This window comes from Clostridium sp. BSD9I1 (assembly GCF_900185645.1).
GTDB lineage: Bacteria > Bacillota > Clostridia > Clostridiales > Clostridiaceae > Clostridium_AK.
In genome coordinates this window covers 728,497-747,095 of record NZ_FYAM01000023.1, presented here as the reverse complement: position 1 = coordinate 747,095, position 18,599 = coordinate 728,497, and the positions used below count along the sequence as shown (strand labels likewise).

At 34.5% G+C, this 18,599-nt stretch carries 15 protein-coding genes; 10 read left to right on the top strand and 5 right to left on the bottom strand.

Features of this window, described 5'->3' with window-relative positions:
* Positions 1–42 precede the first annotated feature (42 nt).
* Entirely contained in the window at positions 43–1,059 is a 1,017-nt protein-coding gene (locus BSD9I1_RS11155; protein WP_186430363.1) for an alpha/beta fold hydrolase, read from the bottom strand.
* Between the two features lie 252 nt (positions 1,060–1,311).
* Here BSD9I1_RS11155 and BSD9I1_RS11150 point away from each other — a divergent pair, with 252 nt between their 5' ends.
* From BSD9I1_RS11150 to BSD9I1_RS11120, 7 genes are all read left to right on the top strand, one after another.
* Positions 1,312–3,390 (top strand): cell wall-binding repeat-containing protein, encoded by a 2,079-nt coding sequence (locus BSD9I1_RS11150; RefSeq protein ID WP_186430362.1) that lies wholly within the window; start codon positions 1,312–1,314, stop codon positions 3,388–3,390.
* 135 nt (positions 3,391–3,525) lie between these two features.
* Positions 3,526–4,482 carry a tRNA-dihydrouridine synthase gene (locus BSD9I1_RS11145; RefSeq protein ID WP_186430361.1) on the top strand — a complete coding sequence of 319 codons (957 nt, stop codon included), beginning with the start codon at positions 3,526–3,528 and terminating at the stop codon, positions 4,480–4,482.
* Positions 4,483–4,918: 436 nt separating this feature from the next.
* A complete protein-coding gene (locus tag BSD9I1_RS11140; protein ID WP_186430360.1) occupies positions 4,919–5,689 on the top strand; it encodes a DUF2087 domain-containing protein in 771 nt (256 codons plus the stop codon).
* Positions 5,690–6,089: 400 nt separating this feature from the next.
* Positions 6,090–6,389: a CD3324 family protein gene (locus BSD9I1_RS11135; protein WP_035305249.1), complete on the top strand. Its 300-nt coding sequence runs from the start codon at positions 6,090–6,092 to the stop codon at positions 6,387–6,389.
* A 108-nt stretch (positions 6,390–6,497) separates the two neighbouring features.
* A complete protein-coding gene (locus BSD9I1_RS11130) occupies positions 6,498–7,091 on the top strand; it encodes a GNAT family N-acetyltransferase (RefSeq protein WP_242966460.1) in 594 nt (197 codons plus the stop codon).
* Between the two features lie 188 nt (positions 7,092–7,279).
* Positions 7,280–8,755: a YdiU family protein gene (locus BSD9I1_RS11125; RefSeq protein ID WP_186430359.1), complete on the top strand. Its 1,476-nt coding sequence runs from the start codon at positions 7,280–7,282 to the stop codon at positions 8,753–8,755.
* A gap of 125 nt (positions 8,756–8,880) precedes the next feature.
* Positions 8,881–9,483: a DUF421 domain-containing protein gene (locus BSD9I1_RS11120; protein ID WP_186430358.1), complete on the top strand. Its 603-nt coding sequence runs from the start codon at positions 8,881–8,883 to the stop codon at positions 9,481–9,483.
* Positions 9,484–9,539: 56 nt separating this feature from the next.
* Here BSD9I1_RS11120 and BSD9I1_RS11115 read toward each other — a convergent pair whose 3' ends face one another.
* From BSD9I1_RS11115 to BSD9I1_RS11105, 3 genes are read right to left on the bottom strand one after another with little or no spacing between them, the layout of a single operon-like run.
* Complete coding sequence (locus BSD9I1_RS11115) at positions 9,540–11,318, bottom strand: NADH-dependent [FeFe] hydrogenase, group A6 (RefSeq protein WP_186430357.1); 1,779 nt, start codon at positions 11,316–11,318, stop codon at positions 9,540–9,542.
* Positions 11,319–11,338: 20 nt separating this feature from the next.
* The gene (locus tag BSD9I1_RS11110) at positions 11,339–13,228 is read right to left on the bottom strand and encodes an NADH-quinone oxidoreductase subunit NuoF (protein WP_186430356.1); all 1,890 of its coding nucleotides are present in this window, start codon (positions 13,226–13,228) and stop codon (positions 11,339–11,341) included.
* Positions 13,229–13,250: 22 nt separating this feature from the next.
* Entirely contained in the window at positions 13,251–13,796 is a 546-nt protein-coding gene (locus tag BSD9I1_RS11105) for an NAD(P)H-dependent oxidoreductase subunit E (protein WP_186430355.1), read from the bottom strand.
* Between the two features lie 256 nt (positions 13,797–14,052).
* Here BSD9I1_RS11105 and BSD9I1_RS11100 point away from each other — a divergent pair, with 256 nt between their 5' ends.
* From BSD9I1_RS11100 to BSD9I1_RS11090, 3 genes are read left to right on the top strand one after another with little or no spacing between them, the layout of a single operon-like run.
* Positions 14,053–14,676, top strand: a complete 624-nt coding sequence (locus BSD9I1_RS11100) for a TetR/AcrR family transcriptional regulator (protein ID WP_186430354.1) — start codon at positions 14,053–14,055, stop codon at positions 14,674–14,676.
* 11 nt (positions 14,677–14,687) lie between these two features.
* Positions 14,688–15,590: an ABC transporter ATP-binding protein gene (locus BSD9I1_RS11095; RefSeq protein ID WP_306345882.1), complete on the top strand. Its 903-nt coding sequence runs from the start codon at positions 14,688–14,690 to the stop codon at positions 15,588–15,590.
* Between the two features lies 1 nt (position 15,591).
* Positions 15,592–17,187 carry an ABC transporter permease gene (locus tag BSD9I1_RS11090; protein WP_186430352.1) on the top strand — a complete coding sequence of 532 codons (1,596 nt, stop codon included), beginning with the start codon at positions 15,592–15,594 and terminating at the stop codon, positions 17,185–17,187.
* A gap of 82 nt (positions 17,188–17,269) precedes the next feature.
* Here the strand turns inward: BSD9I1_RS11090 and BSD9I1_RS11085 are convergent, their stop codons facing one another.
* Positions 17,270–18,397 (bottom strand): zinc-dependent alcohol dehydrogenase, encoded by a 1,128-nt coding sequence (locus tag BSD9I1_RS11085; protein WP_186430351.1) that lies wholly within the window; start codon positions 18,395–18,397, stop codon positions 17,270–17,272.
* Positions 18,398–18,599: the final 202 nt, after the last annotated feature.

Below are 18,599 nucleotides of genomic sequence, written 5' to 3'. Positions count from 1 at the left end.
CTAAAAAATAGCCTCTACTTTTTTTGTAATAATATAAATATTTTACTTTTGATTTTTTATCAGTTTTATTATTTCATTATTTATAATATCAGGGGCAAACTGATGTATAGAATGCCTTGAACCCTTAACAACCATTTGTGTACTATTTGTAGACCAATTTTTGAAAGCTATCTGACTATCTTCCCACCCAGGAATTGATAAAGTATTACTCTCAGAAGTCAATATTCTAAGTGGAATATCACCTGATTTTTTGTTATCTAAAATTGTTTTAGCATTATTGCGTATCATTTTACCTTCATCTATAATATTTTTGTTATACATAGTTTTAAGGGTCATTGAAAAGTATAACTGTTTCAACTCATTAGGTAATAATTTAAGATCATTTTGTCCTGACACAAATTTGGAAGAATAATTTGAATGGTAAAGTGCTAATCTAGCTATGCCTAAAGATTTTAGCATCTGATACTTAAACGCAGTACTGCTGCTAGATGCAGCACTATTTTTAAAATAATATTCAGGACTACCACTATCAATTAGTACAATACCCGAAACTTCATTTTTATATGTTTGCGAAAATCTTATTATTGATAATGATGCCAATGAATGGCCAACCAGTATATATGGAGGCTTTTGCCCAGATTCTAAAAGGGCTGTATGCATTTCTTTTACAATAGAATCTATATCTCTTGGGACATCTGTTAATTCACTCCAGCCATGTCCCGGTCTATCATAAACGGCTATTTTAGCATACTTTGAAATTACACTATAAAGGGGATAAAAATCTGCATAAGAGCTTGGACTATTTAATCCTCCAGTAAATACTACAGTTGTATTTCCTTCGCCTTTGCTAAATATGTTGATTTTATGATTATTTACATCAACCATTTTTCCTACTTGAGGATATTTTTTAGAATCATTGTATTCCCCAATTTTTTCATAGGATAAACCAATTAATAAAATAAAAACTACACAAATCAAGCTTGAAAATATATATCTTTTAAAGCGTCTTTTACTTTTTAAATTGGCTTTTCTTCTCTTTTCTATTCTACTTGGATACATTTTTGGCCTCCTTAAAATCATATAGAGTTTCTTCAGTTAGTATTGTAAGTTTCCCTCTACAAGATATAACTTTTATTCAGGACAATTCCAATTATACCATGTTTTCCAGATTTTACATTACAACCTTTGCTTATATTAGAAAATATTTTTAGTTTATATTTCCTATGTTGTTACCAATTTTATGTACTTGTCGAAAAAAGGAAAATAAAGTACAATTAAATAGTTATAAAATGTTAATAAAGGGGTACAAAAATGAGGAAAATAATGCTAAATGTTGTTTCGGCATTAACATTGTCTTTAGCTGTGTTTTTAACATCTCAAGTTAGTGCAGCAACACTAGAGGACAGGCTGGCAGGAAACAATAGGTATGAAACAGGAGCTGAAATTGTAAGTAATGGGTGGACAACTTCTGATTATGCAGTAATAGCTAGTGGAGAAGGGTTTGCAGATGCACTTTGTGCAGCGCCTTTAGCAAAAAAATACAATGCACCAATTTTACTTACTGGGAAAAATACTTTAGACCCAAATACCAAAAATCAAATAGAAAGACTTGAGGTAAAGAATGTATTTGTAGTAGGAGGATCTGGGGTTGTATCAGATAATGTACTTTCTGAAATAGGAAAGATGGACATTGAAATCACTAGAATATCTGGCTTAAATAGATTTGAAACATCACTGCAAGTAGCTAAATATCTAGGAGAAAGCAGCGGTGTAGTTGTAACCAATGGATTTGGTTTTGCTGATGCTCTATCTATAGCACCAGTTGCTGCTCAAAAGGGAATGCCGATACTTCTTACTGATAAGGTTGATTTATCAGATCAAATTAAAGGATTTTTAGCAAATAAGTCTTATGAAGAAAGTTACATAGTTGGAGGAAGTGGAGTAGTAAGCGATAAAATAGCTTCACAATTAAAGAGTGTTACAAGACTTGGAGGAAGCAGCAGATACGGAACTAATGCAGCAGTATTAAATCATTTTGCAAGCGAGTTTAGTTATGATAAAGTTTATGTGGCATCAGGTCAAAATTATCCAGATGCTTTATCTGGAAGTGCACTAGCAGCTTTAAGTAACTCTCCTCTAATTTTAGTAGGAACTTCTATTGATCCATCAGTAATGGCTTCAATAAGAGCTGAGCATTATGCATATAATAATGTAATAATCTTAGGTGGTACTGGAGTAGTTTCTGATTCAGTAGTAAATAAAATTGTAACTGGAAAAGAAGATTTAAAAGTTAGCTTTATAGATGTAGGACAGGCTGATAGTATATTAATTCAAACTCCAAACGGAAAAAATATGCTTATCGATGCAGGAAACAATGCTGATGGAAGCAAAGTAGTTTCATATCTAAAAAATATGGGGATTACTCAGCTGGATATCATTGCAGGTACTCATCCTCACGAAGATCATATTGGCGGTTTGGATACAGTAATTAATATGTTTAAAGTAGGAAAGGTTTATATGCCTAAAGTAACTTCAACTACTCAAACTTTTCAAGATGTGGTTACAGCTATAAATAATAAAGGTATGACAATAGAGGCTCCTATTCCTGGGGAAGTTGTAGATTTAGATTCAGATGTAAACTTAGAAATATTAGCGCCTAATGGCGGCAGTTACGAAGATTTAAATAATTATTCTATAGTATTTAAACTTACTTATGGAAGTAAATCCTTCTTGTTTACAGGTGATGCTGAAGATATATCTGAACAGGAAATGTTAAGCGCAGGATATAATTTAAAAGCAGATGTATTAAAAGTTGGTCATCATGGCAGCAATTCATCAACTACCAGTGCGTTTTTATCAGCAGTATCACCAAAGTATGCTGTTATAAGTGCAGGAAAAGGCAATACTTATGGACATCCAACACAAACTACCTTGGATAAACTTAAAAATATTGGTGCAGCTGTTTATAGAACAGATGAATTAGGAACTATAGTGGCCACCTGTGATGGAAATAATATAACTTTTAATACTAAACCAGGAAGTTACACTGGTGGGAGCGGAACAGGATCTAATGATGGTGGAGTTGTTCCTCCTGTAACAACTAATAAAAGTATACAAATAATAAGCGTAGATTTAGGTAAAGAAATAGTTACGATAAAGAACAATAGCACTAAAAATACAGACATGACAGGATGGAAGCTTGTAAGTGTAGAAGGAAATCAAACTTATAATTTCCCAAGTGGTTATATTTTAAAGGCTGGAGCTACAATAAGAATAGCTAGCGGAAATGCTACAGGGGATTTAAAATGGACCGGAGCTTATATCTGGAACAATAGTGGCGACCAAGCACGGTTGTATGATAGCAGTAATACATTAATTTCTACTAAGTAAAAAGAGCCCTAGGGATATATTCTCTAGGGTTTAATTTTAGTCTCTGCTTAAGAATGGAATTGGGGATGACTATACAAAAATATATTTATTAGATAAAATAGATATGAAATTACTTATGATGAGGAGTTTTATAATATGAAATACTATTTTGCACCCTTAGAAGGTGTTACTGGATATATATATAGAAATGCATATCAAACTTTTTTTGGTGGAATTGACAAATACTTTACACCCTTTATTTCACCAACTATTAATAAGGGCTTTACTTCGAGAGAATTAAATGATATATTACCCGAACACAATCAAGGGCTAACTGTGGTGCCTCAAATACTTACAAATAATGCTGAGTATTTCACTCGCACGGTGAATGATTTGACTAAGTTTGGTTATGATGAGATTAATTTAAACCTGGGCTGTCCCTCTGGTACAGTTGTTGCAAAACATAAGGGTTCAGGATTTCTTGCACAAAGAGAACAGCTGGATGAATTTTTGGAGGATATATTTTCAAAAGCATCAACTAAGATTTCCATAAAGACAAGAATTGGAAAGGATTCCCCAGATGAATTTTATGAGCTGATTAAAATCTTTAACAAGTACCCTTTAGAGGAACTTATTATTCACCCAAGAATACAAACGGACTTTTACAAGAACAAGCCAAATATGTCGGTATTTAAAGATGCATTAGAATTAAGTAAAAACCCTGTTTGCTATAATGGTGATATTTTTAATTTATCGGACTATAGGGAATTGGTAGAAATGTATCCAAGTTTAGATGCAGTAATGCTAGGCCGAGGACTTATTGCAAATCCAGCATTAATTGGAGAAATTAAGAATAATCATGATGTGGATAAGCAGATAATCAAGGCATTTCACGATGCAGTTTATGAAGGTTATCAGGGAATTCTTTCTGGAGATAGAAATGTGTTATTTAAAATGAAAGAATTTTGGTTTTATATGATACACCTGTTTGCAGACAGTGATAAATATGTTAAGAAAATAAGAAAGACAGATAGATTATGCGATTATGAGGCAGTTATATCAAAGTTATTTCAAGAACTTGATATAGAACAATCACTTTTACGGGGGTTTTAATTGATACTATGAATTGTTTTATTATTATGATTTAGTAGTTAGAAGTATTAAATTTGTGAGAGAAGGGGAATAAATATGCTAGAAAAAAAGAATTACGCAAACGGTCAAGAGGAATATAATGAGGAATTCAATGATGGGAAAATAATTAAATCAAAATAATATAAAAAAGCTCTTCTGCATGATAAAGTACTGCAGGAGGGGCTTTTTTTATTATACAGATCTTTAAAAATTTTAATGAATTATAATTTCCGTTTGATACAAAAATTATGCGTTATTTGTAAACAATAAGCTTACTGGAAGTAATTTTTAAAGAATTGAAGAATAATAATGTTATAGACAAATATTAAAAAAGTTTATTTATATATAGACAAATATCTTATAAAAGTATATTATTGATATAATGATAATTAATGAACATTGAAAGGGGTTAGCTCTAATGGATACGAAATCAAATGAATTATTTTGGAATGCCACAATAGATGAAGTGGAAAATGGGTTTGTAGAAAACGAGAAAGAGTATGGATGTATAATTTGTGAGGAGGTATTTGAAAAGGGACGTATATATGAAATAGAGTCAAAACTTTATGATGCAAAAAAGGCAGCAGAAATTCACATAGAGGAAAGACATGGTTCTATGCTTGAGTACTTATTAGGAATGAACTCAGCTTTTACAGGAGTGTCAGGTGTTCAAAGAGAGATATTAACATTAATTGCACAGGGGCTATCCGATAAAGAAGTTGCAGCAAATCTTGGGGTTGCACAATCAACCATTAGAAATCATCGTTATAAATTACGAGAAAAGGAAAAGCAAGCAAAGTTATTTTTAGCTATGATGAACTTACTCACAAATAGTACAAAGAACAAAATTAATAAGCTAGAAAAAGAAGTTATATGTGATCCTCATAAAACAGCAATCAGCATAGATGATAGATATAACATTACTGATAAGGAAAAAGAGGATACTATAAAAATACACATGGATGATACAGGTGCATTAAAAATTTATCCTTCTAAGGAAAAGAAGAAGATTATTATATTACAGGAAATCACTAAGAACTTTACTAAAGGAAAGACTTATTCAGAAAAAGAAATTAATAGGGTTTTAAAAAGAATATATGAAGATTATGTAACCATCAGAAGAGCTTTAATAGAATATGGATTTATTGAAAGAACAAATGATTGCAATAGCTATTGGGTGAAGGAATAAATCTAAACATATTGAAGCTTTAACAAAAATAGTATATAATATCATTTGCAAGTTATAAATTTTACATGAAAGGAATCTTATAATGAATTATAGATGTGAATTTGGAGGTCAAATTACTCCTTGCAAAGGCCATAAGAACTAAATCGGCTATGCTTTGCTTGGAGACTATTTTATTAAAGTAGCTGATGTTGAAAATATAAAGGCACCTTTACGCTCTTTTTTATAATTTATATAAATTGGGCTTATTTAGTGTACAGTTTTTCAGCATTATATAGTTTAATAAAGTGGTTTATGAGTTTGATTTCTTTTATTGAATCGCATCTGTTGCAAGTATATTGATTATAAGTAGATTTTTATGGTCTTTGCTTCAACCAAAAATAATTTTTGGAGGAGTAAAGATATGAAATATAGTAATGCACAAAATATATTACCAGATGAAATAATAAAAATTATTCAAGAATATGTGAACGGTGAATATTTATATATTCCTAGAAAAGATGGAGAACAAAAGACCTGGGGAGAAAAGAATGGTACAAGAGATAAATTAAATATGCGAAACGCTGAAATTTATGATAAATATAAAAATGGTACTACGGTTTTGGATTTAGCTGAGGAATACTATCTTTCAGATAAGAGCATAAGAAGAATTATTACTGAGCAAAGGAAATTGTGCTCGAAATTAAAACAGAATGATAAATGAGATTGAAAGCCTCCTTTTAATTACTATATAATGATGATATGTTGAGACGTGGCATATCTAGGGATAAGAAGATTAATATTAGTAAAGTTAAGGGAGGATGGAATATAAATGAATACAAGAAACCTTTTAGAGCTAAAGGGAGATTTGATATATCTAAAAAAACTGGACAAAGAGTACCTTGAAGAATATTGGGAAAGCATGGACAATAGTAGTGTGGAAGCAATGATTTTTACAGGAACTCAACAAATATTTAATAAGTCAGATATTGAAAGATATTTAGAAAATATAGCTCAAGATAACAGTAGAGTTGATTTTTTAATAATATCAAAAGAATCTAACAAAATAGTAGGGGAAGTTGTTATTAATAACATCTATAGAAATGATAGAAATTCTAATATAAGAATTTTGATAAATAGAAAAGAAGATTTTAGTAAAGGTTACGGAAGTGAAGCATTGATATTAGCATTGAATTATGGATTTGGAATGCTTAACTTACATAGAATTGAACTAGAAGTATTTCCATTTAATCAAAGAGCAATTCATGTGTATGAAAAAATAGGTTTTATAAGAGAAGGAATCAAAAGACATGGCTGCTACTTTAATAGTAAATACTATGACATGATTACAATGAGTATTTTGGAAGATGAGTTTAGAGAAAAATATAATATTACTGGAGAATTGTTAGATGTTCTTAACAATTAGGTATAAAAAGCTGCTTGAAAATGATTTTTGATTATTTTCAAGCAGCTTTTTATATTGCTAGGAAAGTTCATGGTAACAGTATAATAAGATGGCAGAAGCAGATACTAAAAATATCATAGAATAGCTATGATTTTGTTTTAAGTAAAAAAATTAGGATACAAAAATATAGAAAGGAAAAAGGAGATATCATGAGTGATAAAAAAATAATAACTGAAACAGGATGGAACTTTGACAACAGTTATGCTCGTCTGCCAGAAACATTTTTCACAAGGCAAAGGCCAACTCCTGTACGCTCTCCAGAACTTATAATTTTCAATCATACATTAACAGAATCTTTGGGGTTGAATGCTGAGGAATTGGAAAGTAATGATGGTGTAGAGGTGTTTGCTGGAAACAAAATTCCCGAGGGTGCTTTGCCTATTGCACAGGCTTATGCAGGACATCAATTTGGATATTTTACTATGCTGGGAGACGGCCGAGCTGTTCTCTTAGGGGAACAAATAACGCCTAAAGGCAGGCGATTTGATATTCAGCTCAAGGGTTCGGGTAAAACTCCATATTCCCGCGGAGGTGATGGGAGAGCATCACTTGGACCTATGCTGCGTGAATACATAATCAGCGAAGCAATGCATGGACTTAATATTCCTACTACCCGAAGCTTGGCGGTGGTGACAACTGGTCAACCAGTAATGCGTGAAACTGAACAGCCTGGTGCAATTCTTACCCGTGTAGCTGCTAGTCATATACGTGTGGGCACCTTTCAATATGCTGCAAACTTTACAGCTACGGAGAACCTTCAAGCTTTGGCAGACTATGTATTGCAAAGGCATTTTCCGGAAATAGAGAATGATGAAAATCGTTATCTTTCTCTGCTTAAGGAAGTCATAAGGCGGCAGGCTGTACTCATTGCCAAATGGGAGCTAGTTGGTTTTATTCATGGTGTTATGAACACAGATAACATGACTATCAGTGGAGAAACTATTGATTATGGACCTTGTGCCTTTATGGATACTTATGATCCAGCAACGGTATTTAGTTCCATTGATATGCAGGGTCGATATGCCTATGGTAATCAACCAGATATTGCAGCATGGAATTTAGCTAGATTTGCTGAAACTTTGTTGCCGCTGATGCATAACAACGAGGAGGATGCCATTATACTTGCTGAAGAAGCAATTGGCAGTTTTGAAGAATTGTATCACAATAATTGGATAGCAGGGATGAGAGGAAAACTTGGGATTTTTGATGAAGAGCCTGAGGATGAATCTCTTATTAAAGACCTTCTTAACATTATGCATAAGTATGATGCGGACTTTACTAATACCTTCCGTGCATTGACACTTGATAAGTTAGAGGAAACAGTACTGTTTGGGACTACAGAATTCATTCAGTGGAATCAGCTGTGGCAGGCAAGACTTAGCAGACAGCAGGAATCAAAAGCTTCTGTTAAAAAATTAATGCAAATGAGCAATCCTGCAGTTATTCCTCGTAACCATAGGGTAGAAGAGGCACTGGAAGCCGCGGTAAACCATGGAGATTACAGTGTGATGGAGAGGCTTCTAGATGTACTTTCAAGTCCTTACGAATACACTGATAAACAGGCTGAGTACTGCACATTACCTGTGGAATCAGATAGTCCTTACAGAACATTTTGTGGTACTTAAGCGGTTTTTAAATTATCTAAGTGATGTAAAATAAAAGTTTAAATAACTATCATATCAGGAAGGGCATTTAATCGTGCCCTTTTTCCTAGTATGAAATTGCAAAAAATGTTTAAGGAGGCAAGATTATGGATTTAAACTGGGTATGGCAATCGGCACTAATATTTTTTGTAGGAACATTTATTTTAAGAGTAGGTGGAAGAAAATCAATTTCTCAAATGACAATATCTCAGACTATAGTGATGATAGGATTAGGATCTTTACTCATTCAGCCTGTAGCTGGGAAGGGACTATTTATTACCTTTCTTGTAGCAGGTGTATTAACAATATTAATGATAATCACTGAATACTTAGAAGTTAAGGTGGATCTTTTGGAGACTATATTTGCCGGCAAAGCGGTAATTGTTATTGAAAATGGCAATCCAAACATTAAAAATTTAAAAAAAATTAGGATGTCGATTGACAGGCTTGAAACGAGATTAAGGCAAGCAGGGATATCTTCTATGGAAGATGTAAAATATGCGACAATTGAAGTAAGCGGTCAGCTTGGGTATGAGCTTAAAGATAATAAAAAGCCTCTAACACAGGATGATTTTATAAAATTAATGAGGGAAATATCTGAGCTAAAGGGGATGATTAATGCAGGGGGCAAGCCTCAAACTAATAAAGGAAATAACATCTTTAAGGAGATAAAAAATGAAAAGTTTGAGGGAAATAAGAATGAACCTTAGAACTTATTAGGAAAGCGTTGGATAAGCCTTTAGGAGTAAACCTAAAGGCTTTTTTATTAAATCTTTTCTCTCTTATAGAAATGAGTATGCAGTAAATCATGGGCTTTTTCTCCACCAATTTCACCCATATACTCTTTATACATTTGCTGAACCACAGGGTTTTCATGAGATTTTCTAATATGTTTGCTTCTGTCTTCTCTATATATTGCCTCCATTCTCTTCTTAACAATTTCTATATCACCAAAATGATATGGCTGACCGCCTCCATCTATACACCCACCAGGGCAAGCCATTATTTCGATGGCATGGTATTCCTCTTTACCTGATTGGATTGATTCAAGAAGAGCTCTTGCGTTTCCAAGACCATGAGCCACACCAATTCTGATATCTTTACCATTTATATTAACCGTAGCTTGCTTTAAGCCGTCTAAACCTCTTACATCATGAAACTCAATCTCATCAAGGGGCTTTTTTGTCATCCATTCATAGGTTGTTCTAAGTGCAGCCTCAATAACTCCGCCTGTTACCCCGAATATAACTGATGCACCAGTAGATTCTCCTAAAGGATGATCGAAATCTTCATCAGGTAGTTCTTGGAATTTAAGTCCTGCTTCAATAATCATATCTGCCAGTTCTCTAGTAGTAATAACAAGATCAACATTTTTCTGACCATTGTGCTCAAGCTCTGGTCTTACTATTTCATATTTCTTTGCAATACATGGCATTACTGAAACAACCACAATTTTTTCAGGATCAATACCCATCTTTTCTGCCAAATAAGTTTTGGCAATGGTTCCAAACATTATATGTGGAGATTTACAGGTTGAAGGAATATCTAAGAGATCAGGGAACTGATGCTCTATGAATTTTACCCAACTAGGACAGCAGCTTGTTAAAATAGGAAGTCTTCCTCCATTTTGAAGTCTATCCATAAACTCATGTGCCTCTTCAACAATAGTAACATCTGCTGCAAAATTTGTATCAAATACTTTTCTAAAGCCCAATCTTCTAAGGGCAGCCACCATTTTTCCTGTTACTATAGTACCTGGCTCCATATCAAATTTTTCACCTAAAGCCACTCTAATAGCTGGTGCAGTTTGAACTATAACATATCTATCAGGGTCGGCAAGTACTTCCCACACTTTGGATACATTGCTGACTTCAGTTAGTGCAGCCGTTGGACAAACTTGAACGCATTGGCCGCAGAAGGTGCACATTGTATCAAGCATTGGTCTTCCAAAAGCCGGTGAAACCACGGTTTCAAAACCTCTGTCAACGGCAGAGTAAATGTTGCAAGTTTGAACCTCATTACACATGGTTTCGCATCTTCTACACATTATACATTTATCAAGATTTCTATAAAGAGCACCGCTTGAAGAGTCTTTTGGATAATTGGACATTTCTCCTTTATACCTTATTTTTCTTATGCCCAAATCAGCTGCCAATTGTTGAAGCTGGCAGGTTGTGTTCTTTTCACATACTAAACAGTCAGTAGGGTGATCTGACAGTAGAAGCTCTACCATGGTTCGCCTAGCTTTTATTGCGCGAAGAGTATCGGTTTTTACAACCATTCCTTCTGTGGCCTCAGTTGAGCAGGCAGGTGCAAGATTTCTACGTCCTTCTACTTCTACAAGGCAAACTCTACAGGAAGCAGTTCTGTTTACCATCTTGATATCATGAAGATCAAGATAACATAGTGTAGGGATATTTATTTGAGCTTGACGAGCAGCATATAAAATAGTCGTACCTTTTGGCACAGTTATTTTATAACCATTTATAGTTAAAGATACAGTTTCTGTACCAAGCTCCGTAGGTTTATCTAAATTACTTTCCATGATTTTTCCTCCTTAAGTTACTATTTTCGGGATATGGCCTTAAATTTACAGGTGGATTCGCAAGCACCACATTTAATACATATATCCTTATTTACCACATGTGCTTTTTTCAATGATCCTGTAATTGCATTAACAGGACATGCTTTTGAGCAAGCGGTACAGCCGATACATTTCTCAGGATCGATGTGGTATTTTGAAAGTGCTGTGCACACTCCTGCAGGACAGGTTTTATCTACTACATGAGCCACATATTCATCCCAGAAAAACTTCATTGTACTTAATATAGGATTTGGAGAAGATTGACCAAGTCCGCATAATGAAGAATCTTTTATTATATTTCCAAGGTCTTTTAAACCCTCAAGATGCTCCATTGTTCCTTTTCCTTCAGTAATGTCCTTTAAGATTTCAAGCATTCTTTGATTTCCAACTCTACAAGCAGTACACTTACCACAGGATTCATCAACTGAAAATTCCAAATAGAATTTTGCTATATTAACCATACAGTCGTCTTCATCCATGACTATCATACCGCCAGAGCCCATCATTGAACCTATGTCACCCAAATTTTCGTAATCTATTGGAGTGTCAAGGCTATCAACAGGTATGCATCCGCCAGAAGGACCCCCGGTTTGAACTGCTTTAAACTTACGATTATTAACTATACCTCCACCAAGTTCATATATAATTTCTCTTAAGGAAATTCCCATTGGTACTTCAACAAGTCCCACATTGTTAATTTTACCTGCAAGAGCAAAAACTTTAGTTCCCTTACTTTTTTCAGTACCTATGGAACTGAACCATTCGTGTCCTTTTAATATAATTGGAGGAATGTTGGCTAAAGTTTCTACATTATTGATATTTGTAGGACGCTTCCACAAACCAACCTGTGATGGGAACGGTGGTTTTACAGTTGGTTCACCACGGCCTCCTTCTATGGAATTAATTAGTGCAGTTTCTTCGCCGCAGATAAAAGCACCAGCCCCGTATTTAAGCTTTATATCAAAGGAAAAATCACTGCCAAGTATATTTTTTCCAAGAAGACCCAAATCATAGGCCTGTTTAATAGCTATTCTAAGTCTTTGTATAGCAAGAGGATATTCTGCTCTAATATATATGAACCCTTGAGAGGAACCTATACAATAACCTGTTAACATCATTGATTCGATTACAGAATGGGGGTCACCTTCAAGGATGCTTCTGTCCATAAAAGCTCCAGGGTCACCTTCGTCAGCATTACAAATTACATATTTTACTTTATTTTCAGACTTTCTTGTCATCTCCCATTTTACTCCTGTTGGAAAACCGCCGCCGCCTCTACCTCTTAAGCCGCTGCGTTTAACCACATCTATTACAGAATCAGGAGTCATTTCAAATAGGGCCTTCCCAAGTGCCTGATAACCTTGAACTGCAATATATTCATGAATATCTTCAGGGTTAATGAGTCCACAATTTCTAAGAGCAATTCTAATCTGCTTCTTATAAAAGGGAAGATCACTTTGTTTATCAAGGTGCTCATGGGTAGCAGGGTCTTTGTATAAGCAATCCTCAACAACTTTTCCGCTCAATATATGTTCTTGAAATATTCTTCTAGCTTTTTCTTCATTAACTTCTATGTAAAAAATATTTTCCGGCATAACCTTTACAATGGGGCCTTTTTCACAAAAACCAAAACAACCTGTGGTAACAATTTTTACTTTGTCCTTAAGTCCTGCCGCATCACGTTCCTCTTCTAAAACCTTTACAACTTCAATACCACCAGAGGCCTGACATCCTGTTCCTCCGCATACCATAATATCTATATTTTTATTAGCTGCATTTTCTTCTGTATTTTCATTACCTCGGTTCGCAAGCAGAACTTTTGACTGTTCACTTAAGGTCTTTAGTTCCTGAAATGAATTTATTTTCTCCATTTTAATCCTCCTCTTCGAGAAACTACTCTGAGCCAACTAATATTTCTTCTGTACTATATTGCTTAATAATATTTTGAACATCTTCAACCTTAACTCTTCCAAATACCTTTCCATCAACTATGACAACTGGTGCAAGGCCGCAGGCTCCAACACATCTTAAGGTATCTATTGTAAACATTCCATCTTCTGTGGAGCTTCCTTCTTTTATATTAAGGAGTTTTCGAAATTCATTAAGTATTTTATCTGCACCCTTAACAAAACAAGCAGTTCCCATACAAACACTTATTACGTGCTTTCCTTTTGGCTCCATAGTGAAGAAGGAATAAAAAGTAACCACACCAAAAACCTTTGCTGCACTAATTCCAAGTTTTCTAGAGATAAATAATTGGAGTTCTTCTGGCAGGTATCCGAAAATATCTTGAGCTTCATGAAGTATGTTTATGAGTTCACCTTCTTTCACCTCAAGACCATCAATATACTCTTCCAACTTTTTTAGCTTCTCCTGATCCAAATTATACTTACTGATTTCAACTTCTTTAGACACAGGTGATACACCTTCCTTTTGCATATATTTGCGAACACAATATATGGTTTGCTAAAAAATGAGATTTTAAACCTAAAAGTAATAAAAAAGTTATATTTTAGAATAATATGCTTCTACAAATGCGGTGATGTTCTATGGATTTGGTTTAACTTGTACGGTTTTCTAATTTATAATAAATGGGTTAAACTTAAAAACTTTGTTGACCTAACAGGTAAAAAATTGTATAATAAAATTGACCTAACAGGTAAATGAAATTGCTTTTTAGAAGGAGTTGGTTATATTGTTCTCAAAATTTCTCAATTTAGAATCAGAAAGAAGAAATTCCATTATCAATACTGCACTGAAAGAATTTGCCAATAAAGGTTTTGATGATGCATCAACGAATGTAATTGCTAAGGAATCTGGTGTTTCTAAACCTTTAATGTTTCACTATGTAAACAACAAAAAGGATTTCTTTATCTTCTTATTTGACTATTGTTTAGATATTCTTGAAACAGAGTATTTTGATAAAGTTGATATTAATGAAAAGGACATATTTGAAAGATTACGCCAAACCTCTCTATTAAAAATTAAGGTGATGCAAAAATATCCATGGATATTTGATTTTATTAGAGTAGCTGTTCTTACAGAATCAGTAGTTGTAAGGGATGAATTGAAGCAAAGACAAAAAAGAGTAGAAAATAGTACTTTAGAAAGATTTTATAGTGATATTGATGTGTCACGATTTAGAGGTGATTTGGATATTGAAAAGGCTAAGCGCTTAATTTTTTGGGCTGTTGGAGGATATGCAGGACAAGTGCTGGATAGGCTTAAGGGTTCTGGTACCGAAAACATTGATTTCCAGGGTATACAAAATGAGTTTAATGACTACTTAAATGAATTAAGAAAAGTATATTATAAATAATTAGGAGGGGTTTGATGAAAGTTATTGAAACTAATAATTTGAAAAAATCCTATGGTAACCAAAAAGCGTTACAAGGTTTAGATTTAGATGTAAAGCAAGGAGAAGTATATGGCTTTATTGGACCTAATGGTGCTGGGAAGTCCACAACAATTAGAATTATACTTGGAATGCTTCGCAAAGATGGAGGAGAAGTAAAATTATTCGAAAAAGACCCTTGGAAAGATGCAGTTGCTCTCCATAAAAGACTTGGATATATTCCAGGAGATGTTAATCTGTGGCCGAATTTAACTGGAGGAGAAGTTATTGATTTTCTAGGTGGATTAAATGGAAAAGTTAATACTAATCGTAAACAGGAATTGATTGAAAGATTTCAACTTAATCCAAAGAAAAAGTGTCGTAGTTATTCCAAAGGAAATAGGCAAAAGGTAGCTTTAGTATCTGCTTTTGCCTCAGATGCAGAGCTCTTGATTCTTGATGAACCAACCAGTGGATTAGACCCATTGATGGAATTAGTATTTCAAGACTGTATACTGGAGGCAAAGAAGCAGGGAAAGACAGTTTTTCTATCAAGCCATATTTTATCAGAAGTAGAAGCTTTATGTGATAGAGTTGGAATTATTAGACAAGGTAAAATCGTAGAATCTGGGACTATAGATGAACTGAGACATCTAATACGAACAACTGTTACAGTTGAGTTAGGCAAAGAAGTAAATTTAAATAACATACAAGGAATCTGCAATATATCACAAATTGATAAGAGATGGAAATTTTCAGTAGATGCTAATGAAATGGAGAATGTAATGAAAAGATTAGCTCCGTTGGGAATCAGAAATCTAATCGCAGAACCTCCTACATTGGAAGAACTATTTATGCGTCACTATGATGATAAAAATGAGGGGAAGGAGCTGAAATGAATTGAGCGGAAATAATTTTCATGGAACGTTCAAACTCCTTAAGTTATATATGCGAAGAGACCGATTTATTTTACCAATTTGGGTAACCATTCCAATGATCCTTTTAGCTGCGCAGGCTTCATTTGTAGGTGCAATGGTTGACTGGAGAGAATTTATAACAGAATTATCAACCAGCCCTTTGATTACTGCTTATCTAGGTCCAATAGTACCTTTTAGCAAAGAAGGTGTTGTTTTATGGAGGGCTATGCTTCAAGGTTCTATGGCTGTAATGCTGGGGGCTACTCTAACAACAATACGACATACAAGAACTGAAGAGGTTTCGGGCAGAAACGAATTGATTTTTAGCAAAGCTGTGGGGAGATTTGCCAATGTAATGGCATCATTAATTTTATCTTGTATGGGAAGCTTACTCGCAGGTATATTAGTCTGTTTTGCATTGATTTGTGAAAGTTTTGCAGTTGGTGGGGCATTACTAGCTGGCTTAACACTTGCACTCTCTGGATGTTTGTTTGCAGGGATAGGTGCGTTAGTTGCTCAGATTTTTGAGCATAGTAGCACTGCCAGAGGGACAATTTTTGCACTTTATGGGTTTACTATGATTCCTATGGTATTGAATAATATAGGTGGTGGAAGAACCTTTTGGGTTTGGTTCGCACCCGAGTCTTGGTTCCGAATTACAGTACCTTTTGGTGCCAATTATTACTGGTCATTGATTATACTACTTATAGTATCAATTACCCCAATGGCAATTACAGTGATGCTTCTAGGAAAACGAGACATGGGATCAGGATTAATAATACAAAAAGATGGTAAAGCTAATGCATCTCTTGGATTTAATTCACCATTGGCACTTGCATGGAAACAGCACAAGAAGGGAATCTTAATCTGGTCTATAGGTATGATTTTTCTTGGTGGCTCAATGGGAATGGCAGCACCAAATATTTCACAATCCATAAGCCCAATGCTGGGTAAAATAAGCTCTTGGGCTACAGCAATGGAGAAGATAGGTAATCAGGAAGGGTTTGTAGCTGCTTTGGTCTATATCCTGGGGCTTATGGCTGGATTATCAGTGTTTGCAATTTCAGGAGTACAAAGTCTAAAAAGTCAGGAAAAGGAGCATTATACTGAAATAGTACTATCTAGAGCTGTAGGACGTACACGTTGGATGAGTGGCTATTTAATTGTAATTTTTATTGGAAGTGCATTAATATTATTTTCATTAGGATTATCAACTGGTTTAGGGTGGAGTTTAGCAGACAGAGATTTTAGCCGACTTCCACTAGTATTAGCTATGAGCTTATCAAAAATTCCTTCTGTCTGGATACTTATAAGTATTTCAGCAGTGTTGTACGGATGGCTTCCAAGGTTTTCGGCTATAATTAGTTGGCTAATTCTTGGAGTGTTTATTTTCATTGAGATGCTCTGGGAAGCTGGTGTTATTGGATGGTCTGTGTTGAAATTAACACCTTTTTCATATGCTCACTACACCATTCCTATTTATGAGTTGAACGTACTACCGCTGCTAATGCTAATTTTATTGTCGGGATTACTTTTATGGATAGGCTTAATCGGTTTTAATAACCGAAGCATTGATTGATGCTAAAAGTTTTATAATAAATAGACATACCGACTAGGATTAGAAACCTGGTCGGTTTTTGGTCAATTTTTATAGGTATTAACTAAGGTTTTAAAATAACTTTTATGCAGTTATCCAGCTTTTCATCAAATATTTTATAAGCATGATCTCCTTTATCAAGAGAAAGTTTATGGGTAATTATATCTGTGGCATCAAATTTTCTCTGTTTTATAAGTTCAAGAATAGGATCTACATATGCATGAGCAGGGCATTGACCCATTTTTAAGGTTATATTTCTGCCAAAGAAATTTCCAAGAGGGAAGAGGTTGTATCTTCCTCCATAAACTCCAACCATCATAACAGTTCCACACTTTCTTACTGCCTCTGAAGCTATTTCTATGGCAGATTTTGATCCCGCCTGAAGCTTTAAAAAGCTCTCTGCAGTTTCTACTACAGACATTGCTCCATCCATTCCTACACAATCAATAACCTCATCAGCGCCTCCGTGGGTGATTTCCTTAAGATAAAGTCCAGTATTATCATGATCTTCGATATTTACAGTTTCAACTCCGTAGCGTTTAGCGTGATTAAGTCTATATGGAACTCTATCTACTGCAATAATTCTTTTAGCGCCTTTTAAAATACACCATTTTATAGTTAATAATCCTACGGGACCGCATCCTAAAACTACAACAGTATCTCCAGGCTTTACTCCTGCCATATCTACTCCCCATAATGAGGTAGGCAAGATGTCTGTTAAAAATAAAACCTGCTCGTCAGCTAAATCCTCTGGAATTACTTTAGGACCAACATTAGCGTAAGGCACACGAAGATATTCCGCCTGACCTCCATCGTACCCACCATAGGATTCACTATAGCCGAACATGCCGCCAGCCTCGCCGTTTGGATTTGAATTGTCACACTGGCTCCAATGGCCGTGCTCGCAGTACCAACAGTGACCGCAGGCAACGGGGAAGGGCACGATTATTTTATCTCCTTTTTTAACATTGACTACATCCTTGCCTGCTTCCTCCACAATGCCCATGGCTTCGTGACCTAATACGAAACCATGGGGAAGATTGCGAACCCTGCTGTGAATTAAGTGAAGATCAGAACCGCAAATAGCTGTAGAGGTTATCTTTACAATAATGTCATCATTTTTTTGTATTACTGGATCTTTTACATTATCAACCTGAACTTTTTTATATCCGTTATAAACAAGAGCTTTCATGAACTAAATCTCCTTTCAAAAATTATTTTGTATAACTTCTAAGTTAGTTTTATTTAAATACAAAATTTTATTCTAGATATTTTATAAAAAGGTAAAAAATATGAGGTATTCCTACAAGCGGTGAAATAGGATTGTTTTCGCAGTAGATTGAATTTACATTTCCGGTTAATAAATCACTAATTTATATACGATTTTAAATCTA